We start from the raw sequence: 25,195 nt of genomic DNA, 5'->3' as shown, positions 1-25,195 counted from the left end.
ATGAGCAATGTGGCATCCAAATCTGGGCGGTGGACCGATCTGGCGAACCCGACACGGTTTTTGAACCTTGCGAGTAGCGTCTTGCCTTGGCTTGCCGGGGCAACGCTGATCACGCTTGCGATCGGTTTCTGGATGTCGATGATGGCGCCGGATGATTATCAGCAGGGCATAACCGTCAAGATCATGTTCATCCATGTGCCTTTCGCCTGGCTTTCCATGATGTGCTACACGATCATGTCGATTGCAGCGCTTGGCACGCTTGTCTGGCGTCATCCTCTGGCCGATGTTGCGGCAAAGGCAGCGGCCCCCATCGGCGCTGTTTTTACAGCTCTCGCCCTCATGACAGGTTCGCTCTGGGGCAAGCCCATGTGGGGAACATGGTGGGTTTGGGATGCGCGCCTGACTTCGGTGTTTGTGTTGTTTCTCATGTATCTTGGTGTGATTGCGCTGACGCGCGCCATGGATGATCCGGCGAGATCCGCAAGGGTCACTGCCATCCTCACGCTTGTGGGCTTCGTCAATATCCCGATCATCAAGTTTTCCGTCGATTGGTGGAATACACTTCATCAGCCAGCGTCGGTTATTCGCATGGGCGGCTCGACAATAGACCCTTCCTTGCTCTGGCCATTATTGGTTATGGCAATCGGTTTTACGCTGCTGTTCTTCACATTGCACATCATGGTCATGCGCAATGAGATATGGCGTCGCCGGGTCACTGCCATGCGGCGTATCGCAGCGCGCAGCGCAGAACGAAAGGCCCCATGATGAGCAATCATATGGCTTTCGTACTCGCTTCCTATCTTTCCGCAGGCATAGCCCTGTCAGGTTTGATCGCTTGGATTCTCCTCGACCAGCGCAACCAACTCAAAGCACTGCGCGACCTCGAAGCGCGTGGTGTCCGCCGTCGTTCAGGTTTCGGCAAAGATGGTGCATCATGAGCGAGGACGTTCAAAGGCAATCGATGCCTCGCAAGCGCAACCCAATCTTCGTTTTTCTGCCCTTGATCCTGTTTATCATTCTTGCGGCTATCTTTGCTTTGCAGCTTGCTTCGGGCCGCGATGAATCTGTCATCCCTTCCGCATTGTTAGGCAAGCCAGCACCGAATGTTTCGCTGCCAGCGGTTGCGGGACTCATGAAGGATGGCCAAGCTGTTCCAGGCCTTGATCCGTCCAAGTTCAAAGGTCAGGTCACGCTGGTCAATATATTCGGCTCGTGGTGTCTGCCCTGCCGTCAGGAGCACCCGCTGTTGATGAAGCTGGCACAGGACAAGCGGATTGTGCTGACTGGCCTCAATTATAAAGACAAGCCGGAAAACGCAGTCGGATTTCTTGAGGATCTCGGTAATCCCTATGGGGCAATTGGTGCCGATCTCAATGGCCGCGCGGCAATCGAGTGGGGCGTGTACGGTGTGCCGGAGACATTCCTGGTCGGACGCGACGGGGTCATTGCCTACAAGCATGTCGGACCATTTTCTGAAGAGACGATCCGTACAGATTTGATGCCTGCTATAGAGGCCGCGCTAAAGTCGAATTAGAGCGAGGCGTAGTGCCTTGCCCAATCCACCGCACGGCCTGCCGCCGTAGCAGTGCCTTCGACCGCCTCAATCAAAGGTACTCTGATCAGTCGGTAGCCTAAAGAGCGCTTTTCAATAAGGACGGGCTCTTCGACTGATGTTCCCATGGCAATGATTTCAACAGGGCGGTCAAGGATCGGCGCTGGCACTTTGAACGAATGGCCCGCGATCATCGGGCTTTGCTGCGCTGAAGCAGCACAGGTCGCCGTAATCAACGGGTAATCAACCTTGCCCGCCTTTCGGATCTGTGCCTCCAGATCAGCGCGGCAAGTCTCCATGTTGCTCCAGCCCGTATCTGCTGTCTTGATATATTCGCAGACCTTGGCATCGCAGTCGCAACCCATCAGGGCGGTTTTCATGGAGGTTGTCTTTCTCAAGAATCATTGATGATTGGTGATTCTTGAGCGTTGATAGCGGCGGGATTTCGTCGCGATCAGGCGGAAATTGTGACCGTTTGTGGCGTCATGTTTTCTTGTTGGCCGCCTTTTCATTGGTTAGCGATTCGGTCGAATATTTCATGATCAGCGGCATTTGCGCGAAGGTGAAAAGCAGGGTGATCGGCATTGTGCCCCATACCTTGAACGCCACCCAGAAATCTGTCGAAAAGCTGCGCCAAACCACTTCGTTCAGCACTGCAAGAAAGAGAAAGAAGATACCCCAGCGTAGAGTCAGTTTACGCCAGCCTTCAGCATTGAGTTTGAAGGCACTGTCAAAAACATAGCCCAAAAGCGCTTTACCGAAATATAACCCGCCAAGCAGAATGATGCCAAACAGAGCATTGACGATTGTCGGCTTCATTTTGATGAAAGTCTCATTGTGCAACCAGAGCGTCAGCGCGCCAAATATCAATACGACGATGCCGGAAATGAGTGGCATGATCGGCAGGCTTCGGGTCAGGACCCAGGATACTCCGAGGGCAATAAAGGTTGCAGCCATGAATAGGGCAGTGGCGACGAAGATCGGTTCGCCAATATTTGACAAGACCGGAAACCGCTCCAACAGCCATTCACCTTTTGCATTGGCAAAAAAGAAGATCATCAGCGGGCCCATTTCCAGCGCCAGTTTCAGCAATGGATTGACCTGTTTGTGTGCGGGATCGGATGGATCGCGCTCGAAAATCGGTTCGTTCATCATGCAACTCCAGCAATGGCTTTGGCAAAATCGCTTGCCGCAAATGGCTCAAGGTCATCGACCTGCTCGCCTACGCCAATAAAATAAACCGGCAATTTATGCTTTGCCGAGATGGCGACAAGAATGCCGCCGCGTGCCGTGCCATCAAGCTTGGTCATGACCAATCCGTTGACACCCGCGATGTTCCGGAAAATTTCAACCTGGTTAAGCGCATTCTGGCCGGTCGTCGCATCGAGTGTCTGCAGAACCGTGTGCGGCGCTTCAGGATCATGCTTGCCGAGAACGCGCACGATTTTGGCCAGTTCTTCCATCAGTTCTACGCGGTTTTGCAAACGACCGGCGGTGTCGATGATCAGAACATCACTTCCCGCTTCCTTGGCCTGCTTCCACGCGTCAAAGGCAAGTCCGGCAGCGTCGGCACCAAGCTTGCTGGAGACGACCGGCGCGCCAGTACGCTTGCCCCATATGTGCAATTGTTCGATTGCCGCCGCTCGGAACGTGTCGCCTGCAGCCAGCATGACATTCAGACCACCGGCTGTCAGCTTTGCGGCGAGCTTGCCGATTGTCGTGGTCTTGCCGGTGCCATTGACACCGACAACGAGAATGACGTGCGGCTTGTGCGAAAGGTCCAGTTCCAGCGGTTTTGCCACCGGTCCAAGCACCCTTTCGATTTCCGTTGCCATGATACTACGCACTTCATCAGTGCTGATATCCTTGCCGTAGCGTGTGGCGCTCAAAGCACCTGTAATCCTGATCGCCGTTTCCATCCCGAGATCGGCCTGGATCAGGACGTCTTCAAGGTCTTGCAACGTATCTTCATCGAGCTTGCGCCTTGTGAAGATACCACCGATAGAATCGCCAAGTTGTTGCGAGGAACGCGATAGCCCTTTGCGAAGGCGTTCAAACCAGCTGATGCGTTTTTCCGGTTCTACCGGTTGTGGTTCTTCGTCCTGCTTTTCCTGAACAGTCTTTGACACCGTAACTTTCTTGACCAGCGGCTTGGGTGTCGCGGGCATGTCTTCGGGTGCCACGACAACGGGCGTTTCAATTACCGGTTCCGGCTCAGAAATAATCTCCGGCGCTGTTTCGGGAGCAAACTCGGGTTCAGGCTGAAGCTCCGGTTCTGGTTCAATAACCGGTTCAATCTGCTCTTCCTGCAGTACTTTGATCTCAACCGGAGCAACGGTTTCGATGATCGCCTGTTCGAGAGGTTCCGTTGACTCGATATCTGCTTGCGGGATGATCTCGGGCTCAGGTTCCGTCAGAATTTCAGGTTCGGGCAGGGGGTCTTCAACGAGCGTCGCAGACTCTACGGGCGCATCAGACTCTTCGACCTCGATGACAGAAGTCTCTTCTCCAACAGGCAGTGTTTCCTGCGCAGCAGTATCTTCATAGATCTGCTCAACCGTTTCGATCTTGTCCGACTCGATAAGAGGTACATCGGCAGGGGTTTCCTCAACCTCCTTCTTGCCGAATGAAAATATTTTCTTGATAAAACCCAGAGCCATGAATGCTGCTTTACTTTTTATGCCGCGTGGCGATTGCTGCCATTGTCACTGGCGTTGGCCAACAGTTTGTCACCATCATGCCCTGTTATAGTCCGCTCGATGATGGTTCCTGCCGCATCGGCATCAACACCGACAAGTGTAAAGCCTTCCGTGCGGCCAATGCCTTCGCGTTCAACGAGAATTTTCTGACGCGTTCCAACAAGGCTGCCCAGATGCTTATTATAGGCCGCATCACCTGCAGCCCTCAGCCGCGCGGCACGATCCTTGATTATCCTGCGATTCATTTGTGGCATGCGCGCGGCAGGTGTGCCTTCGCGTGGGCTGAACGGAAAAACGTGAAGATTTGTCAGCCCGCATTCCTCGACAATGCGGATCGAATTTTCAAACATTTCTTCTGTTTCCGTCGGGAAACCTGCGATGATATCGGCGCCAAACACGATATCCGGCCTGATACTGCGCACAGTTTCGCAGAACGTGATGGAATTTTCGCGCGAATGCCGACGCTTCATCCGCTTCAGGATCATATTATCACCGGATTGAAGCGAGAGATGCAGATGCGGCATCAGACGGCTTTCTGTGGCCAATGCTTCCATCAAATCCTCATCGGCCTCGATGGAATCAATGGAAGAAAGGCGCAGGCGCAGCAAATCAGGCACTTCTTTCAGGACGGTCTTTACCAGCTTGCCAAGGCGCAGATTGCCGGGAAGATCCGGGCCATAGCTGGTCATGTCGACGCCGGTCAGGACCACTTCATGATAACCATTGCCGACAAGCCGCTTGACCTGTTCGATCACACCGCCCATCGGCACCGAACGAGAATTGCCCCGGCCATAGGGAATAATGCAGAAGGTGCAGCGATGGTCACAGCCATTTTGCACTTGTACAAAGGCCCGTGCGCGCCCTTCAATGGCATCAACCATGTGTGACGCGGTTTCGCGCACTTCCATGATGTCGTTAACCCGCACTTTTTCAAACTGGTTGACGCCAAAATCAGGCAGCATGCGATATGAGTTAGATTTGAGCTTTTCCTCATTGCCGAGGACGAGATCAACCTCATCCATGGCGGCGAAATCATCGGCCCCGGTTTGCGCCGCGCAACCCGTCACGATGATCCGGGCAGCCGGGTTGTCGCGCCGTGCCTTGCGGATCGCTTGTCGCGCCTGCCGCACCGCTTCGCTGGTTACGGCACAGGTGTTGAAAATAATTGCGCCATTTTCAAGCGTGCCAAGACCGGCAGCATCGGCTTCCCGCTTCATCACCTCGGATTCATAGGTGTTAAGACGACAGCCGAAAGTAACGACGTCCACAGCCATCAGGCCGCTCCTTGTGCGTCTTCGCTGCGTGCCCAGTTGCCATTTTGAGGATCGAGAGAGCCTGAAAATTCCCACTCGGCTGGCCCTGTCATCAGGACATGATCGTTTTCCAGCCACTCAATAACCAACGGGCCGCCTGGCACAGTTACAGTTACGGCACGGTCTGTCCGGTCGGTGCGCGCCGCCGATACACCGGCGGCACATGCGGCAGAACCGCAGGCGCGTGTAATGCCCGCACCACGCTCCCATGTGCGCAGCGTTATTGCGTTACGGCTCGTTACGTGAGCGATCGAAATATTGGCCCGTTCCGGAAACATGGGGTGGTTTTCGAGCATTGGACCAAAGCGTTCCAGATCATAATTCCAGACATCCTGATCGACCCAGAAAATGGCATGTGGATTGCCCATGCTGACAACGGAAGGCGAATGCAAGACCGGCGCATCGATAGGCCCGATCTGCAATTCGATCTTACGCGTGTCGTGGAAGGGTTCGGAGAGCGGGATTTCTTGCCATTCAAAGTGCGGCCTTCCCATATCGACGGAAATCTGGCCGTCCGGGTGCTCGCTTGCGGTCAGAATTCCCGCGATTGTCTCGAAGGAGAATTCGCGCTTGCCCGTCTGGGCGCTGAGCGCCTGCACGACGCAGCGCATACCATTGCCGCAGGTTTGTGCATGAGTACCATCAGAATTGATGATCTCGACATAAGCATCCGTGCCATCGCTGTGGGGAGAATGGATCGCCATGATTTGATCGAACTTGGTTGCAGGATCGCGATCAAGCGCTATCGCCGCTTGCGGTGTAATTCTGTCCGCACGTCCACGCATGTCGGCAACGATAATTTCATTGCCAAGCCCGTTCATCTTCGCGAAGGGTGCGCGCGTGATCATGCCGTCTGGTCCTGCCATCAGTTTTCGTGTCTATCGGGTCTATATGGCGGAAAAGGTGAAGAAATGCCAGTCCCTGCAAGCATTGGCGGCGCGCATCATTTGCTCAATCTGTCACATGGATAACCAGTTTTCCGAAATTGTGCCCCTGAAGCAGTCCCATAAAGGCTTCTGGCGCATTGGCGAGGCCCTCGACAATATCCTCGCGATACTTCACCTCACCGCTCTGCAGCCACTTTCCCATATCTTCAGTGAAGGCTGGGCGCTGATCCACGAACTCCCGCTGTATGAAACCGCGTATCAGGAGGCTCTTCTTCAGGACATCGCGCATGAGATGGGGGAGACGGTCCTTACCGGACGTATCAAGGCCATCATATTGGGCGATGAGGCCGCAAACCGGTATGCGAGCAAACGTATTCAGCAGCGGAAAGACAGCGTCCCAGACAGCGCCGCCGACATTCTCGAAATAGACGTCAATTCCATCCGGGCATGCCAGCTTTAACTGTTCGGAAAAGTCAGGCGAGTGGTGGTCTATTGCTGCATCGAATCCAAGTTCATCCCTGATGAAGGCGCATTTTTCTGGGCCACCTGCAATGCCTATGGCACGCGCTCCTTTTAGCCTTGCAATCTGGCCGACAGTGGAGCCGACCGGACCACTGGCAGCCGCAACGACAACGGTTTCGCCGGGTTTCGGCTGGCCAATCGTGAGTAAGCCCGTATAGGCCGTAAAGCCCGGCATACCGAGGATGCCAACGGCGGTTGAAAGTGGTGCGACTTCAGGGTCGAGCTTACGCAAACCGCCGCCGTCGGAAATCGCATAGCTTTGCCAGCCAGAATGCGAGAGAACAAAATCTCCATTTTTATAGCCGGGATGCCTGCTTTCAATAACCTCCGCTACGGTGCCGCCCTCCATCACAGCATCTATCGCGACAGGAGCTGCATAGGATTTTGCATCATCCATCCGGCCGCGCATATAAGGATCGAGCGACAGATAGAGGATTTTGAGTAGCACTTCGCCATCACGGGGCGTTGGGATCGCGGCTTCTTCTATCCGGAAGTTCCCAGGTTTGACCCGCCCCTCAGGGCGAGAGGCGAGAACGATACGGGTATTCGTTGGCTGTGACATGACTGCTCCCATAGAGTTGCAGACGAGCCTAACTGACCCGTTTCAACGTCGCAACGTCAAGAGATCAATGCGGCTCGTGCGCGTCTGCAACGCCGCGCAGCCAATAGCCCGCTGCTTTTACCCATTCGCCGTTCAGGCCACGATGCTCAACCAGATATTGGCGTATTGCTTTTGAAGCGCTGCTTTCGCTGGCTATGAAAGCATAGCAATCGCCGCTTGGCAGATCGAGCGTCTCAATTTTCCGTAGCAGTAGATCATTATTCCCGGCTTCAGCGCCATTGCGATGAACCCAGATGATCTCGGCATTTGCGTCGGTGTTGATCGATTGCTCTTCTTCCTTACCGGCCACTTCTATGACTGCGATGGCACGGGATGAAGCAGGGAGTTCTTCCAACCGGCGGCTGATTGCAGGGAGCGCAGTCTCGTCTCCCGCCAGAAAATACCAGTCGAAGGCATCGGAAACAATCATCGAGCCTCGGGGCCCGCCGATCACGAGCTTCTGTCCAATAGCAGCCTGGGCAGCCCAGCTTGAGGCTGGCCCATCACCATGCAGGACGAAATCGACATCAAGCGTGTTGGTGGCGGCGTGATAATTGCGCGGTGTATAATCGCGCATTTGCGGTCGTGGCTTGCCTTCCGGGAAGGTAACGCCATCGGGGCCAAGTGTCGGCAATACAGGCTCTTCACCAAGCGGCGAAAAGAAAATCTTGATGTGATCGCCATATCCGGGGCTGGTAAAACCTTCGAGTTGATCTCCAGCAAGGGTGACGCGCAACATGAGCGGCGTCAAATGCCTCACAGCTTGAACCTCAAGCACGCGAAGGCGGGTTTCGTGACGAATTCTCTGGGGTGTTTTATTTATGACTGTCATTGTCAAGAAATACGTCGGCACTTGTGGAAGTTCAATGGGTTTGGGCTTTAAATTTTGGTCGCAGCTTCGCACGACATAATAAGACTTTATTCACCTTGAAATGCTTAAACTGGGTAATGCGACTCAACTGACCGAAAGGCTGGCGCGGTCATGTGTGGCGATATTGTCATTCCGGCCAGCTTTTGGGTGCATTTGCCAATGGAAATGCCGTTGAACGGTGGTTTTTTTGGTATTTGGGTTGAGAATTTCGGCCAGATGGCCATTGTATCATGGTTAATCACAGGGGAATGGGTTGGTATTCCCGAATCAGATTATGCAGATGGAGAACTGAGGTTATGGGAACTTTGAAGGTCAATTTGCTGACCGTTGCCGCTGTTGGCATGGTGTTGGCCGGATGCCAGAGTTCGCGGATGGAACCGATGGATTCGGGACCAGCACCGTTGCAAGCGGCTCCTTCCGGCTCTGTCAGGCAGAGCCAGCTTCCACCGCCCGGCGGCAATCAGTTTCCGACGGCGCCAACCACTGCTGGCGCGGCTCCAAGCGCTCAACCCAATACGCAAGTGGCATCGTTGCCGCCTGAAAACGCGCCTGACCTTACCGCTGGCAGCGTGGCCGGTGTATGGAATGCGAGTATGGGCGGTCAGAGCTGCAAGATTGCGACCCCGCAGACAAAATTTGGCCAGGGTTATCGCGCCGGTCCGCTTCGTTGCCCCGGCGAGCTAGCAACGCTGTCCTCGTGGGCAGTCAGTGGCAAGCAGCTTACCCTGTATGATGCAGCAGGCGGTACTGTGGCGCGGCTTTATTCGTCAGGTGGGTCAAAGTTTGACGGTCAGACATCCGGTGGACAGAACCTGACGCTCTCGCGCTAAAAACAAGGCGCGGCCTTGAGAGACTGCTTCCCGCATGTCGCATGATAATCTGAAAGTGTTTCCCTCGGTGAACGAGCGCTACCAGGCGCTCGTTCAGTCGGGGGAGCTTGATATGGACCCCGCGCAACAGCAGCTGGCCTTGCGTTTCGACCGGCTTATCCGCGATGTCGCAACGAAGCGTCTTGCGACGAAATCCAGTGCCCTGGGTTGGCTTTTCAGTCGGAAATCCCCGCGCAACGAGATCGTCAAGGGCCTTTATATTTACGGTGAAGTTGGACGGGGCAAAACCATGCTCATGGACATGTTTCATCAACTTGTCCCGGTAAAACGCAAGCGCCGTGCCCATTTTCTCGATTTTATGGCCGATGTTCACGAGCGTATCAATGCGCATCGCAAGGCTCTCAAGAACGGCGAAACAAAACAGGAGGATCCGATACCGCCTGTTGCCGACGCTCTGGCTGAACAATCATGGGTGCTCTGTTTCGATGAGTTCACGGTTACGGATATTGCCGATGCCATGATCCTGTCGCGCCTGTTTCGAGCCTTGTTCGAACGCGGCGTTGTCCTTGTTGCCACCTCTAACGTTTTGCCCGATAACCTTTATCGCGACGGGCTCAATCGCCAGCTGTTCCTGCCGTTCATTGATTTGCTGAAAACCCATGTGGACGTCATCAATCTGGATGCGCGCACCGATTACCGGCTGGAGAAGCTTAATCGCATGCCGGTTTATCTTTCCCCTCTGAACGATGAATCGAATCGTTTGATGGATGAGGCATGGCACGCAGCCACCGAAGGCGCGACAGTCGCGTCCGACAGCGTGACGGTAAAGGGCCGCTCGGTGGTTATACCGAAGGCCGGCAGCAACGCGGCACGATTTACCTTTGCTGATCTCTGCTCCAAACCGCTCGGGGCGGCGGACTACGTAGCCATCATCCAACGATACAAGACGATTTTCATCGACGCGGTGCCTGTGCTCGATCACGCGCGCAGGAATGAGGCCAAGCGTTTCATTATCCTTATCGATATTCTCTATGACAATCACGTGCACATCGTGATCTCAGCCGCCGCTTCTCCCGATAAACTTTATGTCGCCAACCGCGGAACTGAGGCTTTTGAATTTGACCGCACCGCATCACGGCTGTTCGAAATGCAAAGCGAAGAGTATCTTGAAGGTGCCGCCCGCCCAACGGCCGCAGCTTCATGAGACTGATACTTTTGGCGTGTAAAGAGACTCTCGAAATAGCTCAAAATGCTAAATCTGATTGACGTTTACGTAAGTCCCATCAAATCTAAACGATTGAATTCATTGAGGGGAAAATTTTAAGTTGAGTTATTTTTGAAAGAGGAATATTCGAACCACCCAACGCAGAGGCATATGGCGACAGATTGCCGACAAGCATTTCTGATAATCGTTATTTTGGTCTTTGACGTCGGTTAAGGCATTAAGTTCAGGCAAAACTTCAGATCAGGGAAGTATCCAGCATGGCACGTAACAAAATCGCCCTCATCGGCTCAGGTATGATCGGTGGAACGCTTGCACATCTGATCGGGCTCAAAGAGCTCGGCGACATCGTTCTTTTCGACATCGCAGAAGGGACGCCTCAGGGCAAAGGTCTCGACATTGCTCAGTCCTCCCCGGTTGATGATTTCGACGCCAAGCTTACCGGCGCCAACGACTATGCAGCCATTGAAGGCGCAGATGTTGTCATTGTCACCGCCGGTGTGCCCCGCAAGCCGGGCATGAGCCGCGACGATCTTCTCGGCATCAATCTAAAGGTCATGGAGCAGGTCGGCGCGGGCATCAAGAAATACGCCCCCGGCGCTTTCGTGATCTGCATCACCAACCCGCTCGACGCAATGGTCTGGGCGCTGCAGAAATTTTCCGGTCTACCAAAAAACATGGTTGTCGGCATGGCCGGCATTCTGGACAGCGCACGCTTCCGCTATTTCCTTGCCGATGAATTCAAGGTTTCGGTTGAAGATGTCACCGCTTTCGTTCTCGGTGGCCATGGCGACTCCATGGTTCCGCTCGCGCGCTATTCGACTGTTGCCGGTATCCCGCTGCCGGACCTGGTGAAGATGGGCTGGACCAGCCAGGAAAAGCTCGATCAGATCATCCAGCGTACCCGCGACGGCGGTGCCGAAATCGTTGGTCTGCTCAAGACCGGCTCTGCCTTCTACGCGCCTGCTTCCTCGGCCGTTCAGATGGCGGAGGCCTTCCTCAAGGACAAAAAGCGTGTTCTTCCTGTCGCTGCGCATCTTTCCGGCCAGTATGGCGTTAAGGATATGTATGTGGGCGTGCCGGTCATTATTGGGGCAGGCGGTGTCGAGCGCGTTATCGAAATCGACTTGAACAAGGCAGAAGAAAAGCAGTTTGAAGCTTCGGTGGCTTCGGTTGCCGGGCTTTGTGAAGCTTGCATCAATATCGCACCGAACCTCAAGTAATTTGGTTCACGAAACAATTCTGAAACGATCCTGAGCTACGGCTCAGGATTATTCGTAGAGGAAATATCATATGAATATTCATGAATATCAGGCCAAGCGTCTGCTGCACACATTTGGTGCGCCAATCGCCAATGGTGTTGCCGTTTACTCGGTCGAGCAGGCGGAAGAATGGGCAAAGACACTGCCCGGTCCGCTTTATGTGGTGAAGAGCCAGATTCATGCCGGTGGGCGCGGTAAAGGCAAGTTCAAGGAACTCGGTCCGGATGCAAAGGGCGGTGTGCGCCTCTCCAAGTCCGTCGAGGAAGTTGTTGCAAATGCCAAGGAAATGCTCGGCAACACATTGGTTACCAAGCAGACCGGTCCCGCTGGTAAGCAGGTCAACCGCCTCTACATCGAAGATGGCGCTGATATTGATCGCGAACTTTATCTGTCGATCCTGGTCGACCGTGCTGTTGGCCGTCCCGCATTCGTGGTTTCCACGGAAGGCGGCATGGATATTGAAGCTGTTGCTCACGATACGCCTGAAAAGATCATCACTGTTGCAATCGACCCTGAAAAGGGCGTTACGGCAGAAGATATCGCGACGATTAGCGATGCTTATGGTTTGAGCGGCGAAGCACGCGCCGATGGCGAAAAGCTTTTCCCGATTCTCTACAAGGCTTTCACCGAGAAGGACATGAGCCTGCTCGAAGTGAACCCGCTGATCGTCATGAAAGACGGTCGTCTGCGTGTTCTGGATGCCAAGGTTTCATTTGATGGCAATGCTCTCTTCCGTCATCCGGATGTGGTCGAGCTGCGCGACACCACCGAAGAAGACGAGAAGGAAATCGAGGCATCCAAATATGACCTCGCCTATGTCGCTCTTGATGGCAATATTGGCTGCATGGTCAATGGTGCAGGTCTTGCCATGGCAACGATGGATATCATCAAGCTCTATGGCGCGGAACCAGCAAACTTCCTTGATGTTGGCGGTGGTGCCAGCAAGGAGAAGGTAACGGCTGCGTTCAAGATCATCACTGCTGATCCAGCTGTAAAAGGTATTCTGATCAATATCTTCGGCGGCATCATGAAATGCGACATCATCGCAGAAGGTGTTATCGCTGCGGTCAAGGAAGTTGGCCTCAAGGTGCCGCTGGTTGTTCGCCTCGAAGGCACCAACGCTGAACTCGGCAAGAAGATCATCAATGAAAGTGGTCTGAATGTCGTCTCCGCCGATGATCTGGATGATGCGGCGCAGAAAATCGTCAAGGCTGTGAAGGGAAACTAAGGCATGTCTATTCTTGTTAACAAAGACACCAAGGTTCTCGTTCAGGGCCTGACCGGTAAGACCGGCACATTCCACACCGAACAGGCTCTTGCCTATTACGGTACACAGATGGTTGGCGGCATTCACCCGAAGAAGGGTGGCGAGACCTGGGAAGGCAATCTGCCTACCGGTTCGAGCGCGCAGTTGCCGATTTTTGCTTCGGTTGCCGAAGGCAAGGACCGGACCGGCGCAAATGCTTCAGTGATCTACGTTCCGCCAGCAGGCGCGGCAGAAGCCATTCTGGAAGCCATTGAAGCAGAGATTCCTTTGATCATCTGCATCACCGAAGGCATTCCGGTCATGGATATGGTTCGCGTCAAGGCTCGCCTTGACCGTTCGTCGTCACGCCTGATCGGACCGAACTGCCCGGGTGTTCTCACCCCTGAAGAATGCAAGATCGGCATCATGCCGGGCAATATCTTCAAGAAGGGTTCGGTGGGTGTTGTATCGCGCTCCGGCACGCTTACTTATGAAGCAGTGTTCCAGACGACCAATGAAGGCCTTGGCCAGACAACAGCTGTCGGTATCGGCGGTGATCCTGTGAAGGGCACCGAGTTCATCGACGTCTTGGAAATGTTCCTAGCTGACGAAGAAACCAAGTCGATCATCATGATCGGTGAAATCGGCGGCTCGGCGGAAGAAGACGCAGCGCAGTTTATTGCTGATGAAGCAAAGCGCGGCCGCAAGAAGCCAATGGCCGGTTTCATCGCCGGACGTACGGCTCCTCCCGGACGTACCATGGGTCATGCCGGCGCAGTTATTTCCGGCGGCAAGGGCGGCGCTGAAGACAAGATCGCAGCAATGGAAGCAGCGGGTATCCGCGTTTCGCCATCGCCTGCGCAGCTTGGAAAGACATTGGTCGAAGTCCTTAAGGGATAAGACCTTAAAGGAGGCGAACTTTCGCCTTTATCAGAGCTAAGAAGGATCGGGGCAGTTGCTGCCCTGATCAATCCGCGGGGACGCTCATAGCTTGAGCGAGCCTCACCCAGGGTGGCACCGGAAGGCCGGTGCGCTCTTATCAAGGGAGACGGGGCACAGCTCCGGTCACGAATATGGCACGTCAAGAACAGGCCAACGATCTTTTTGCCCTCACTTCATTTCTCTATAGTGGCAATGCCCATTATATCGAGGAACTTCACGCACAATACGAGAAAGACCCGGCATCGGTGGATGCTGAATGGCAGGAATTCTTTGCCAATCTCGGCGATAATAAAGACGATATCCAGAAGAACGCCAAGGGTGCGTCCTGGGAAAAGCCAAATTGGCCAATCGCGGGTAATGGCGAGCTGGTTTCTGCTCTTGATGGCAATTGGGGCGAAGTCGAAAAGCACATTACGGACAAGCTGAAGTCGAAAGGCGCCAACGGCGCAGCGGCAACAAACGGCGCTGCCGCAGCGAAGGCATCTGACTCCGATATCATTCATGCGGCGCGCGATTCTGTTCGCGCCATCATGATGATCCGGGCTTACCGCATGCGTGGTCATCTACATGCCAAGCTTGATCCGCTGGGATTGGCCGAGGTCAAGGAAGACTATAACGAGCTGTCGCCAGAGAGCTACGGTTTCTCACCAGCCGATTATGACCGCAAGATCTTCATCGATAATGTGCTGGGTCTTGAATATGCGACCATTCCGCAGATGCTCGATATCCTGCAGCGCACCTATTGCTCGACGATCGGTGTGGAGTTCATGCACATTTCCGATCCGGTGGAAAAGTCATGGATTCAGGAACGCATAGAAGGCCCGGATAAGGGCGTTGCCTTTACCGCAGAAGGCAAGAAGGCGATCCTTTCCAAGCTGGTCGAGGCTGAAGGCTTTGAACAGTTCATTGATGTCAAATATAAAGGCACCAAGCGCTTCGGTCTTGATGGTGCGGAATCGCTGATTCCGGCGCTGGAACAGATTGTCAAGCGTGGCGGCTCGATGGGCCTCAAGGAAATCGTCCTTGGCATGGCTCACCGTGGACGCCTCAATGTGCTTAGCCAGTTCATGCGCAAGCCGCATCGCGCCATTTTCCACGAGTTCAAGGGCGGTTCTTACGCACCGGATGACGTGGAAGGTTCGGGCGACGTAAAATATCATCTTGGTGCTTCGTCGGATCGCGAATTTGACGGCAACAAGGTGCATCTGTCGCTGACAGCCAATCCCTCGCACCTGGAAATTGTAAATCCGGTTGTCATGGGTAAGGCCCGTGCCAAGCAGGATCTGCTCGCCGGCCGTGACCGTGATGAAGTTGTGCCGCTTTCCGAGCGTGCCAAGATCATGCCGCTGCTGCTGCATGGCGATGCGGCATTTGCTGGTCAGGGCGTTGTTGCCGAGTGTCTTGGCCTTTCCGGTCTGCGCGGTCATCGCGTCGGCGGTACGGTGCATTTCATCATCAATAACCAGATCGGCTTTACCACCAATCCGCGTTTCTCGCGTTCCTCGCCCTATCCATCCGATGTGGCGAAGATGATTGAGGCGCCGATTTTCCACGTCAATGGTGACGATCCGGAAGCCGTTGTTTATGTGGCGAAGATTGCCACCGAATATCGCATGACCTTCCACAAGCCGGTCGTCATTGATATGTTCTGCTATCGCCGCTTCGGCCATAATGAGGGCGATGAGCCTGCATTCACGCAGCCGCTGATGTACAAGACCATTCGCGGCCAGAAAACGACTGTACAGCTCTATTCCTCCAAGCTGATCGAAGAAGGCCTGATTACTGAAGCCGATCTTGAAAAGCTGCGCGCCACATGGCGCGAAAACCTCGAGCAGGAATTTGAGGCCGGTCAACACTACAAGCCCAACAAGGCCGATTGGCTGGATGGCGCCTGGAGCGGCTTGCGCACAGCAGATAATGCTGATGAGCAGCGCCGTGGCAAAACGGGGCTTCCGCTGAAGACCATCAAGGAAATCGGCAAGAAGCTGGCAGAAGTGCCAGCGGGCTTCAATGTTCACCGCACCATTCAGCGCTTTCAGGATAATCGCGCCAAGATGGTCGAGACCGGCGAAGGTTTCGATTGGGCGACGGCAGAAGCACTGGCATTCGGCTCACTGGCAATTGAGGGGCATCCCGTTCGCCTGTCAGGTCAGGACGTCGAGCGCGGTACTTTCAGCCAGCGGCATTCGGTGCTCTATGATCAGGACACGGAACAACGCTACATTCCGCTGAACAATCTTCAAAAAGGTCAGGCTATTTACGAAGTCATCAATTCGATGCTTTCGGAAGAGGCTGTCCTTGGATTTGAGTATGGCTATTCGCTGTCCGATCCGCGCGCGCTTACCCTTTGGGAAGCTCAGTTTGGTGACTTTGCCAATGGCGCGCAGGTCATATTCGACCAATTCATCTCATCGGGTGAACGTAAATGGCTGCGTATGTCGGGCCTGGTTTGCCTGCTGCCACACGGCTATGAAGGTCAGGGTCCGGAGCACTCTTCAGCTCGTCTTGAGCGCTATTTGCAGCTTTGTGCGGAAGACAATATGCAGGTTGCAAATTGCACAACACCTGCAAATTACTTCCATATTCTGCGCCGCCAGATGAAACGCGACTTCCGCAAGCCGCTGATCCTGATGACGCCGAAATCTCTGCTGCGTCATAAGCGTGCGGTATCGTCGATCAGCGATTTCACCGGCGATTCCTCCTTCCACCGTCTGTTGTGGGATGATGCGCAGCTGCTGAAGGATCAGCCGATCAAGCTGCAGAAGGATTCGAAAATCCGCCGTGTGGTTCTCTGCTCCGGCAAGGTCTATTACGATCTTTACGAAGAGCGGGAAAAGCGCGGTATCGATGATGTTTATCTGCTGCGCGTCGAACAGCTTTACCCGTTCCCGGCCAAGGCGCTGATCACTGAACTCTCGCGTTTCCGCAATGCGGAGATGGTCTGGTGTCAGGAAGAGCCCAAGAATATGGGTGCCTGGGCCTTTATCGATCCTTATCTGGAATGGGTGTTGGCGCATATTGATGCCAAGCATCAGCGGGTCCGTTACACCGGACGTCCTGCCGCAGCCTCAACGGCGACCGGCCTGATGTCCAAGCACCTTGCACAACTTGAAGCATTCCTTGAAGATGCTCTGGGTTCATAAGTAAACAAAGATAGAGCGGCGTGACGTCGCTTTGAGCAGTTAAAATAGATCAACGAGAGCTGAGAATATGGCAACCGAAATCCGCGTCCCAACACTGGGCGAATCCGTTTCCGAAGCAACAATCGGCAAATGGTTCAAGAAGGTCGGCGAAGCTATTGCTGTCGACGAACCGCTGGTCGAGCTTGAGACCGACAAAGTGACCATTGAAGTGCCCGCTGCGGCTGCTGGTTCGCTTGCCGAAATTACCGCCAAGGAAGGCGATACGGTTGAAGTTGGCGCCTTGCTTGGCATGATCGGCTCCGGCGAGGGCGCGGCCGCTGCACCTGCCAAGAAAGAAGAAGCCAAGCCTGACGCGGTAGCACAGGCATCCGGCCCAGGTTCAGCGGCAACCACAGGTGAGGCAGAAAACAAGGCTGCTCAGGTTGCAGGCAATACGCCTATTTCCGAGCGCAAGCCCAGTGAAATGCCAGCTTCCCCGGCTGCTTCCAAGCTGTTGAGCGAAAAAGGTGTATCTGTTTCGCAGGTCGAAGGCTCCGGCAAGCGAGGCCAGGTTCTCAAGGGTGATGTTCTTGATGCCGTTGCCAAGGGCTTTACGTCGCAACCGGCTGCTGCAGAAGCACCGAAGGCCGTTGCCCGTCCGGCTTCCGCGCCAGATGATGCTTCGCGCGAAGAGCGCGTGAAGATGACACGGTTGCGCCAGACCATTGCGCGCCGACTCAAGGATGCGCAGAGCACGGCTGCCATGCTTACCACCTATAATGAGGTGGATATGTCTGCGGTCATGGACCTTCGTAACCGCTACAAGGAAATTTTCGAGAAGAAGCATGGTGTCAAACTCGGCTTCATGGGTTTCTTCACCAAGGCTGTCACCCATGCCTTGAAGGAAATTCCTGCGGTTAATGCCGAGATTGACGGCACCGACATCATCTACAAGAATTTTGCCCATGTCGGCGTTGCCGTCGGCACGGATAAGGGCCTTGTCGTTCCGGTCGTGCGTAATGCCGACCAGATGTCCATTGCGGAAATCGAGAAGGATATTGGCCGTCTGGGTAAAGCTGCACGCGATGGCGCGCTGTCGATGGCGGATATGCAGGGCGGCACATTCACCATTTCCAATGGTGGCGTCTATGGCTCGCTCATGTCTTCGCCGATCCTTAACGCACCGCAGTCCGGTATTCTTGGAATGCACAAGATTCAGGATCGTCCGGTTGTGGTTGGCGGTCAGATTGTCATCCGCCCGATGATGTATCTGGCTTTGAGCTATGACCACCGTATTGTTGACGGCAAGGAAGCAGTTACCTTCCTCGTTCGCGTCAAGGAAAGCCTTGAAGATCCGGAGCGTCTCGTTCTCGATCTCTAGAGCAATTCCAGGAAAAGTGTGTAGCGGTTTTCCGTCCGGAATTGCGTAAAATAAAGGTTTAGAGCGTCGTTTTGAATCTCAAAACGCAAAATGCTCTAAGCAATAAAACTGTGCCGGTTGCTCTCGGGTCGGGAGCAGACCGGCACCAGTATGTCGTCTCTGGAGAATAAGCATGTCGCACTACATGTACGAATTCCTTGGTCTGATGGCGGTCTTTTCGATCATGATCGTCTCGCCCGGAGCTGACTTTGCCATTGTTGTCCGGCAGAGCATCGTGCATGGCCGCCGCAGCGCTATCATGACGAGCTTCGGCATTGGCTCTTCACTGCTTTTCCACATTAGCTACACTGTGCTCGGGCTTGGTCTGCTTGTATCAAAATCGCTGCTTCTGTTTGGCTTGCTGAAGTGGGCGGGTGCGGCCTATCTCGTTTATCTCGGGATCAAGGCCCTGCGTGCACCTGCCATGGAAGCACCGGCGGATGTCGTCGAGAATGTTCCGCAGAAGAAGATTTCCGATGGGCGTTCTTTCCTCATGGGTTTCGTGACAAACGCGCTGAATCCGAAAGCCGTCCTGTTCTTCCTGTCATTGTTTTCGGCGCTGGTCAGTCATGAAACACCGGTTTTAATTCAGGCTAGCTATGGCGTGTTCATGGCGCTTGCGCTGATTGCATGGTTCGTTGCGGTTTCCACCTTCTTTACGATCCAGTCAGTGCGGGATCGCTTTGTATCCTGGGGCAAGTGGTTCAATCGCGTAACCGGCATGGTTTTCATCGGGCTCGGTATCAAGCTCGCGACCAGCCAGGCAAGCTAGAGCGCTATGACTGTTTTTTTCCCCAACGCCAGAAAACAAGGTCTTGCTGCCATATCTGCGCTCGGAGTTCTGTTTGCCTCTTCGGCCTATGCCGCATGTACGCAGGATCGGGCTGTCTATACCGACCGCGACGATGACTACACGCTGACATTCAAGCACTTTCCCGAAGATCAGCCTGTTGCAACATCAAACGAGTTTGTCCTGCAGCGCAATGACGCGGATTTGAAGCTTCAAGGTGTTGTCATGCATGACGAAGCTGCAAGGCCCAATGCGCTGATTATGTATAATTGCCCAAGCGGCGATGCGACAGGTGATGAACTGGCGGCTTGTACAGTGTGGGAGGGCGTGCCTTATGCGCTGAAAGACGGCGCACAAGCCGACTATCTTCCACAAGCCAAGGAGCCGGCAGCGCAAGCTTTGCTGATGCCCAATCTCTCCGGCGCAATGAGCAATTTCAACTTCAAGCTGGAAAAGCCGATCGAAACGTTTCCGTGGGAAGTGTTCCGCTTCAAAGAATGCGTTCCCCAACAATAACTATGTGAGTTAAAGCAAAGGAATCAATCATGGCATATGATGTCGTCGTCATCGGATCAGGCCCCGGTGGCTATGTGTGCGCAATCAAGGCAGCACAGCTCGGGCTAAAAACCGCCGTTATTGAAAAGCGCGCAACCTTTGGCGGCACTTGCCTGAACATTGGCTGTATTCCTTCAAAGGCCTTGCTCCACGCTTCTGAGGTTTTCCATGAGGCTGGGCATTCCCACGCGACGCTTGGCGTTGATGTGGGTACGCCAAAGCTCAATCTACCGGCCATGCTTGCCCATAAGCAGGCGACCGTGGATGCCAATGTGAATGGCGTTGCGTTTCTGTTCAAGAAAAACAAGATCGACACGTTCATCGGTACCGGCAAGGTCGTTGCCGCGGGTAAAGTTTCAGTAACCGGTGAAGATGGCAAGGTTCAGGAAGTCGAAGCAAAGAATATCGTGATTGCCACTGGCTCCGATGTTGCAGGCATTCCGGGCGTTGATGTTGCTTTTGATGAGAAGGTCATCATTTCTTCAACCGGTGCTTTGGAGCTAGAGGCTGTTCCGGACCATCTTGTTGTCGTTGGCGGTGGTGTTATCGGTCTGGAACTTGGCTCGGTTTGGGCGCGCCTTGGCGCCAAGGTGACAGTGGTCGAATTCCTTGACAAGATTCTCGGACCAATGGATGGCGAAGTCTCGAAGCAGTTCCAGCGCATGCTCGAAAAGCAGGGCATTGAATTCAAACTCTCCGCCAAGGTGACCGCTGTCGAGAAATCCGGCAAGGGTGCAAAGGTAACTTTTGAGCCAGTCAAAGGCGGCGATGCCCAGACAATCGAGGCCAATGTTGTTCTCGTATCCACAGGTCGCAGACCCTACACAGACGGTCTCGGTCTTAAAGAGGCAGGTGTCGAGGTGGATGATCGCGGCCGCGTTGCCATCAACGATCATTGGCAGACCAATGTCTCCGGCATTTATGCCATTGGAGATGTGGTCAAGGGTCCCATGCTGGCGCACAAGGCGGAAGACGAAGGTATCGCGGTTGCCGAAATTCTCGCCGGACAGGCTGGTCATGTCAATTTTGATGCCATTCCAAGCGTTGTTTATACGCAGCCGGAAGTTGCTTCTGTTGGTAAAACGGAAGAAGAACTCAAGGCGGCTGGTATCGAATATAAGTCGGGTAAATTTCCGTTCACTGCCAATGGCCGCGCCCGTGCCATGCTGCATACGGACGGTTTCGTTAAAATTCTTGCTGACAAGGCCACAGATCGCGTTCTGGGCGTTCATATTCTTGGCTATGGTGCCGGAGAGATGATTCACGAGGCAACGGTTCTCATGGAATTTGGCGGCTCATCTGAGGATCTGGCGCGTACAACGCATGCGCATCCGACAATGTCGGAAGCCGTGCGCGAAGCCGCATTGGCCACATTCGCCAAGCCTATCCATATGTAACTTTGTCAAAAAAACTGCACAAAAAAGGCCCGAACATTCGGGCCTTTTTATTATAGTTCACCGCATTAATTAGCAGGGGCTGGTGCAGGCGCCGGGGCTGGTGCGGGCTCGGCGGGAGCTGGCGCAGGAGCAGGTTCGGCAGGAGCCGGTGCAGTTGATGCCGGAGGTTCAGCCGGCGCCGGTGCTGGCGGCGTTGTGGTATCGGTGGCTGGCGCCGTCGGCGCCGGAGCGTTCATTTCGGTATTCCCGTTCAGGAAGTAATAACCGCCGATAACGATTGCAGCGATAATGATGGCAGCAACCAGATAGGTTCCGCCACTACCGGACTTATTGTTGATAACTGTAGAAGGCCGATCTGTTTTGGCCGGGTCCAACGGATCATTTGCCGGTCGTTGCACATTTGGATCGTAGGTCATGTTCTATCCTCCATGGCATTCAAGCGATGCCGATGAATGGATAACGGATGGCATGCTGTAAAGTTCCAGAACCCTTTATGCCTGTTCCGCGCTCTACTGCGCTGTCACTGTATAGTTTTGCTCTTTGAGAAGAGATACCAAGCCTTGTTCGCCGGGAAGATGCAAAGCACCGACAGCTATAAATGCGTTTCCTTTGGCAATTATTGGCTCTGCACGCTCCGCCATGGTTCGATTGCGTGCGCTGACCATTTTTTCTTCAAATTCCGCATAATTTTGGCCGCTGGCTGTGCCGTCGGGCGACACTGATCGCATGAGCGGAAATATCATGCCGATATCACCCTGCACATAAAGAACGGTCATTGTCTCGAATATGTCTTTCATCTTCGGTCCAAGCGCCAGCATTTCAACCACGCCATCAATATGAAATTTTGCAGGCAGCGACGCCATGGCCCCTAACTGGTCGCGGATCGTTTCCAGTCCGGCAATCTGCTTGCCTTTTTCCTTGGCTTCCTGTGCGAGCTTGATATCGAGAAACGCGGCACCCTGCTTTTTCCGGGCCATTTCACAGGCGGGTAGGGCAAGCATGCTTGTGAGCATCCAGGGTTGCATCTTGTTTACAGAGCTCAACGGAATTCCCCGTTCTGAAAGGGCGGCTTTGACACCATCCAGCTTGTCTGCGGGGATGACCTTTTCCAAGGTCGTTCCATCTGTGAACATCATCAGTTCCGGCGACTCGGCCATTACCTTCATTATGCCTTTGGGATCCAGAATTTCATCTGTTTCGATCACAATCGGATCGGCGGCACTATAAGCCGCTTGAGCCGCATCGGAGAGCTTCAGAACGCGCGGATCAGTCAGATGCATTGTGCCGTAAAGCCAGGAAGGTTTGATGCCGGGCTTTTCGATTTTCCAGAGGAGCCCATGGCCATTGGGTGTGGTGGCGGCCTCTTTGCGCAATGTTTCAAGTTTTGCAGGGTCCGATTTGGCCATTTCCTCTATCAGATTACTGCCCGCGCACGTTTCGTCCGCGCGGGCATAGCCAGCGCTGAAAACCACGGCGAAAAATGATGCCAGCAGAAGCCAGCTCAATCCCGCGCAAAGCCGCAACAAGGCATCGGCATAATGGTCAAATGGAGACGAAATATTATTGTCCATCAATAGTCTCAACTGCTTCAATCACGCGCGGGGATGCGCTTTGTCGTAAATTTCCATCAGGCGATCCGTATCGACGCCCGTATAGACCTGTGTCGTTGAAAGGCTGGCATGACCGAGCAGTTCCTGAATGGTCCGCAGATCACCGCCACGACCCAGCAAATGCGTCGCAAAGGAATGGCGTAGCGCATGTGGCGTTGCAGTATCAGGCAGGCCCAGCGCTCCACGCATTTTCTGCATATCGCGCTGGATTATGGCCGAATGCAGATCGCCGCCGCGCGCACCGCGAAACAGCGGCTTGCCTTCCTCCAAATCATAGGGGCAAAGCTTGCGATATTCCGCAATCGCCCGGTGTACAATCGGAAGCAGGGGAACCATGCGTGTCTTGCCGCCCTTTCCGGTAATGGGAATTGAGCGGGCATCGGGATCGGTCAATGCTCCACCATCCAATCCGAGCGCTTCGGAAATGCGCAGGCCACAGCCATAGAGCAGTGTCAGCACGGCGGCATTGCGAGCTGCGATCCATGGCTCTTCATTGAGCTGCCCGCCAATCTCGACAACGCGCCGTGCGTCGATTGTTGTTAGCGGCTTTGGCAGTGATTTGGGCTGTTTTGGCGCACGCATGGCGATGGAGGCCGCTGCATTGGCCATCCCCTGCTTTTCCAGATAGCGCAGGAAGGAGCGGATACCGGCAAGCCCGCGTCCGAGCGTGCGTGCGCCCGCACCATCGTTGCGCCGCCGCGCCAGAAATGAGCGAAGATCGGCGATCCGCAACGTCGCAACATCTTTCAGGGCCGGAGGCTCACCCAGATGGCCAGTCAGGAACTGGAAAAATTGCCTCGTGTCACGTTCATAGGCTTCAAGCGTGTTTGTTGCGAGGCGGCGCGTGTTCTTGAGCGACTTCAGCCAGTTTTCGCGCGCATCGATCAGATCGGGGCGCGCGGAAATAAGAAATTGTTCGGTTTTCGGTTGGACACCCACGGCATCGCTCCTCGGCTTTGTTATGCGGACAATGGCATAGGAACCCTTACGAGAACGTTTCGCCTTGGTTTTATCCGGCGTTTGCTCTAATTCGGGCAGAACAGATTTTAAATGGATAGACCAATGGCAAAGTTGAATGATCCGGTTCAGTTGGCGGTGATCGGTGCGGCACATGGAACGCGCGGCGAACTCAGGGTAAAAACATTTACCGGCGACCCCATGGCGCTTGCCGATTATGGGCCGCTTTATGATGTGACCGGCAGGGCTTTCGAAGTGCTGGATATCCGTCCGTCCAAGACTGTCGTTGTCGTGCGTTTTCGCGGCGTCAATGACCGTAATATGGCCGAGGCACTGAATGGAACAACGCTGTTTATTGAGCGTTCGCAACTGCCGCAGGATCTGGACGAAGACGAATATTACCACTCGGATCTGATCGGGCTGGAAGCAATCGACGCAGATGGCAACAGGCATGGCAAGGTGTCGGCCATGTTTGATTTTGGTGGTGGCGATCTGTTGGAGCTTTCCATACCGGGCAAACGTCCCATGCTGATCCCTTTCACATTGGCTGCTGTGCCGCAGGTTGACCTCAAGGCCGGACATATCGTTGTCGATCCTGCCGCCGCTGGTCTTCTTCCTGATGAGAATGAGGATGAGGAGCGCCGCCGTCAGCTTGGCGGTGAAGGCAAAGACAAGTCCTGATGACCGGCTTTCGCGCAACTGTCCTGACGCTTTACCCTGAAATGTTCCCGGGACCACTTGGCATTTCGCTGGCAGGCAAAGCCTTGGCCGAGGGGGCATGGTCGCTCGAGACCGTACAAATACGCGATTATGCGACAGACAAGCACCGCATGGTCGATGATACGCCTGCGGGCGGCGGTGCGGGCATGGTGATGAAACCCGATGTACTGGGGCGTGCGGTTGATCAGGTGGCGGACGAGCGTCCGAAACTGTTCATGAGTCCGCGCGGCAAACCTTTGACACAGGCGCGTGTGCGTGAACTTGCGGCAGGGCCGGGGGCGATCCTGCTCTGCGGACGTTTTGAGGGCGTGGATGAGCGCCTCATCGAAGGCCGGAATTTCGAAGAAGTCTCCATCGGCGATTATATTCTGTCTGGCGGCGAAACAGCGGCCATCGTGGTGCTGGATGCGATTGTGCGGCTTCTGCCCGGTGTCATGGGCAATGCGCTTTCCGGCGAAACTGAAAGTTTTGAAACGGGGCTGCTGGAGCATCCGCACTACACCAAACCGCAGGAATGGGAGGGACGCCGTATTCCGGATGTGCTTCTTTCCGGCAATCATGGCGCTATCGATAAATGGCGGCGGGCCGCAGCTGAAAGACTGACGCGCGAGCGGCGGCCGGATCTTTGGGATAAAAAGAATCGGTAAAACAGGTGACAAAGCGGCTTTTATGGTGTA

The 25,195-nt window shown here is 54.5% G+C and carries 26 protein-coding genes; 16 read left to right on the top strand and 10 right to left on the bottom strand.

What is annotated here, in order from left to right:
- The 3 genes from V9K95_RS06765 to V9K95_RS06755 are packed head-to-tail and all read left to right on the top strand — an operon-like array spanning nt 1 to nt 1,534.
- Nucleotides 1–765, top strand: a complete 765-nt coding sequence (locus V9K95_RS06765; RefSeq protein WP_336440351.1) for a heme ABC transporter permease — start codon at nt 1–3, stop codon at nt 763–765.
- Nucleotides 762–938, top strand: a complete 177-nt coding sequence (gene ccmD, locus V9K95_RS06760) for a heme exporter protein CcmD (RefSeq protein ID WP_307281349.1) — start codon at nt 762–764, stop codon at nt 936–938. The genes V9K95_RS06765 and ccmD overlap by 4 nt, the downstream gene beginning before the upstream one ends.
- Complete coding sequence (locus tag V9K95_RS06755) at nt 935–1,534, top strand: DsbE family thiol:disulfide interchange protein (protein WP_336440352.1); 600 nt, start codon at nt 935–937, stop codon at nt 1,532–1,534. Before ccmD ends, V9K95_RS06755 begins: the two co-directional genes overlap by 4 nt.
- On the opposite strand, the gene V9K95_RS06750 is transcribed toward V9K95_RS06755, so the two are convergent.
- The 7 genes from V9K95_RS06750 to V9K95_RS06720 form a co-directional block, all read right to left on the bottom strand.
- Nucleotides 1,531–1,932, bottom strand: a complete 402-nt coding sequence (locus V9K95_RS06750) for a hypothetical protein (protein ID WP_336440353.1) — start codon at nt 1,930–1,932, stop codon at nt 1,531–1,533. The two genes, V9K95_RS06755 and V9K95_RS06750, sit on opposite strands and share 4 nt — an antisense overlap.
- Before the next feature lie 103 nt (nt 1,933–2,035).
- Nucleotides 2,036–2,704: a septation protein A gene (locus tag V9K95_RS06745; RefSeq protein WP_336440354.1), complete on the bottom strand. Its 669-nt coding sequence runs from the start codon at nt 2,702–2,704 to the stop codon at nt 2,036–2,038.
- Entirely contained in the window at nt 2,704–4,212 is a 1,509-nt protein-coding gene (gene ftsY, locus V9K95_RS06740; protein ID WP_336440355.1) for a signal recognition particle-docking protein FtsY, read from the bottom strand. The genes V9K95_RS06745 and ftsY overlap by 1 nt, the downstream gene beginning before the upstream one ends.
- 17 nt (nt 4,213–4,229) lie before the next feature.
- Entirely contained in the window at nt 4,230–5,525 is a 1,296-nt protein-coding gene (gene mtaB, locus V9K95_RS06735; protein WP_336440356.1) for a tRNA (N(6)-L-threonylcarbamoyladenosine(37)-C(2))-methylthiotransferase MtaB, read from the bottom strand.
- Nucleotides 5,525–6,412, bottom strand: coding sequence for a diaminopimelate epimerase (gene dapF / locus V9K95_RS06730; RefSeq protein ID WP_115054782.1), 888 nt, complete (start codon nt 6,410–6,412; stop codon nt 5,525–5,527). The genes mtaB and dapF overlap by 1 nt, the downstream gene beginning before the upstream one ends.
- Before the next feature lie 103 nt (nt 6,413–6,515).
- Nucleotides 6,516–7,535: an NADP-dependent oxidoreductase gene (locus V9K95_RS06725; protein ID WP_307281334.1), complete on the bottom strand. Its 1,020-nt coding sequence runs from the start codon at nt 7,533–7,535 to the stop codon at nt 6,516–6,518.
- Between the two features lie 64 nt (nt 7,536–7,599).
- Nucleotides 7,600–8,406 carry an SIP domain-containing protein gene (locus V9K95_RS06720; RefSeq protein WP_115054444.1) on the bottom strand — a complete coding sequence of 269 codons (807 nt, stop codon included), beginning with the start codon at nt 8,404–8,406 and terminating at the stop codon, nt 7,600–7,602.
- A gap of 150 nt (nt 8,407–8,556) precedes the next feature.
- Here V9K95_RS06720 and V9K95_RS06715 point away from each other — a divergent pair, with 150 nt between their 5' ends.
- The 11 genes from V9K95_RS06715 to lpdA all read left to right on the top strand — a co-directional run bounded on the left by V9K95_RS06715 (nt 8,557) and on the right by lpdA (nt 21,231).
- Nucleotides 8,557–8,754 (top strand): hypothetical protein, encoded by a 198-nt coding sequence (locus V9K95_RS06715; RefSeq protein WP_307281329.1) that lies wholly within the window; start codon nt 8,557–8,559, stop codon nt 8,752–8,754.
- A complete protein-coding gene (locus V9K95_RS06710; RefSeq protein WP_115054442.1) occupies nt 8,742–9,275 on the top strand; it encodes a protease inhibitor Inh/omp19 family protein in 534 nt (177 codons plus the stop codon). Before V9K95_RS06715 ends, V9K95_RS06710 begins: the two co-directional genes overlap by 13 nt.
- 34 nt (nt 9,276–9,309) lie before the next feature.
- On the top strand, nt 9,310–10,479 hold the full coding sequence (gene zapE / locus V9K95_RS06705) for a cell division protein ZapE (RefSeq protein ID WP_336440357.1): 1,170 nt from the start codon (nt 9,310–9,312) through the stop codon (nt 10,477–10,479).
- Nucleotides 10,480–10,757: 278 nt separating this feature from the next.
- Nucleotides 10,758–11,720, top strand: coding sequence for a malate dehydrogenase (mdh, locus tag V9K95_RS06700; RefSeq protein WP_115054440.1), 963 nt, complete (start codon nt 10,758–10,760; stop codon nt 11,718–11,720).
- Between the two features lie 70 nt (nt 11,721–11,790).
- The gene (gene sucC / locus V9K95_RS06695) at nt 11,791–12,987 is read left to right on the top strand and encodes an ADP-forming succinate--CoA ligase subunit beta (RefSeq protein ID WP_307281321.1); all 1,197 of its coding nucleotides are present in this window, start codon (nt 11,791–11,793) and stop codon (nt 12,985–12,987) included.
- Between the two features lie 3 nt (nt 12,988–12,990).
- Nucleotides 12,991–13,905: a succinate--CoA ligase subunit alpha gene (sucD, locus tag V9K95_RS06690; protein WP_115054438.1), complete on the top strand. Its 915-nt coding sequence runs from the start codon at nt 12,991–12,993 to the stop codon at nt 13,903–13,905.
- Between the two features lie 173 nt (nt 13,906–14,078).
- A complete protein-coding gene (locus V9K95_RS06685) occupies nt 14,079–17,090 on the top strand; it encodes a 2-oxoglutarate dehydrogenase E1 component (protein ID WP_336440358.1) in 3,012 nt (1,003 codons plus the stop codon).
- Between the two features lie 67 nt (nt 17,091–17,157).
- Nucleotides 17,158–18,450 (top strand): 2-oxoglutarate dehydrogenase complex dihydrolipoyllysine-residue succinyltransferase, encoded by a 1,293-nt coding sequence (gene odhB / locus V9K95_RS06680; protein ID WP_115054436.1) that lies wholly within the window; start codon nt 17,158–17,160, stop codon nt 18,448–18,450.
- A gap of 172 nt (nt 18,451–18,622) precedes the next feature.
- A complete protein-coding gene (locus V9K95_RS06675) occupies nt 18,623–19,261 on the top strand; it encodes a LysE family translocator (RefSeq protein ID WP_336440359.1) in 639 nt (212 codons plus the stop codon).
- A gap of 6 nt (nt 19,262–19,267) precedes the next feature.
- Nucleotides 19,268–19,795 carry a hypothetical protein gene (locus V9K95_RS06670; protein ID WP_115054434.1) on the top strand — a complete coding sequence of 176 codons (528 nt, stop codon included), beginning with the start codon at nt 19,268–19,270 and terminating at the stop codon, nt 19,793–19,795.
- A 29-nt stretch (nt 19,796–19,824) separates the two neighbouring features.
- Nucleotides 19,825–21,231: a dihydrolipoyl dehydrogenase gene (gene lpdA, locus V9K95_RS06665; RefSeq protein WP_336440360.1), complete on the top strand. Its 1,407-nt coding sequence runs from the start codon at nt 19,825–19,827 to the stop codon at nt 21,229–21,231.
- Between the two features lie 65 nt (nt 21,232–21,296).
- On the opposite strand, the gene V9K95_RS06660 is transcribed toward lpdA, so the two are convergent.
- From V9K95_RS06660 to V9K95_RS06650, 3 genes are all read right to left on the bottom strand, one after another.
- Entirely contained in the window at nt 21,297–21,647 is a 351-nt protein-coding gene (locus V9K95_RS06660) for a hypothetical protein (RefSeq protein ID WP_336440361.1), read from the bottom strand.
- A gap of 93 nt (nt 21,648–21,740) precedes the next feature.
- The gene (locus V9K95_RS06655) at nt 21,741–22,802 is read right to left on the bottom strand and encodes a TraB/GumN family protein (RefSeq protein ID WP_307281306.1); all 1,062 of its coding nucleotides are present in this window, start codon (nt 22,800–22,802) and stop codon (nt 21,741–21,743) included.
- Between the two features lie 21 nt (nt 22,803–22,823).
- Nucleotides 22,824–23,780, bottom strand: a complete 957-nt coding sequence (locus V9K95_RS06650) for a tyrosine-type recombinase/integrase (RefSeq protein ID WP_115054430.1) — start codon at nt 23,778–23,780, stop codon at nt 22,824–22,826.
- A 123-nt stretch (nt 23,781–23,903) separates the two neighbouring features.
- Between V9K95_RS06650 and rimM the strand changes: the two genes are divergently transcribed.
- Together rimM and trmD are read left to right on the top strand one after the other, a co-directional pair.
- On the top strand, nt 23,904–24,479 hold the full coding sequence (gene rimM / locus V9K95_RS06645; RefSeq protein ID WP_307281301.1) for a ribosome maturation factor RimM: 576 nt from the start codon (nt 23,904–23,906) through the stop codon (nt 24,477–24,479).
- The gene (gene trmD, locus V9K95_RS06640) at nt 24,479–25,165 is read left to right on the top strand and encodes a tRNA (guanosine(37)-N1)-methyltransferase TrmD (protein WP_307281298.1); all 687 of its coding nucleotides are present in this window, start codon (nt 24,479–24,481) and stop codon (nt 25,163–25,165) included. Before rimM ends, trmD begins: the two co-directional genes overlap by 1 nt.
- Nucleotides 25,166–25,195 lie beyond the last annotated feature (30 nt).

Origin of the sequence: Phyllobacterium sp. CCNWLW183 (assembly GCF_037203775.1) — a bacterium.
GTDB classification, from domain to species: Bacteria; Pseudomonadota; Alphaproteobacteria; order Rhizobiales; family Rhizobiaceae; genus Phyllobacterium; species Phyllobacterium ifriqiyense.
This window is presented reverse-complemented; position numbering and strand designations above follow the sequence as displayed.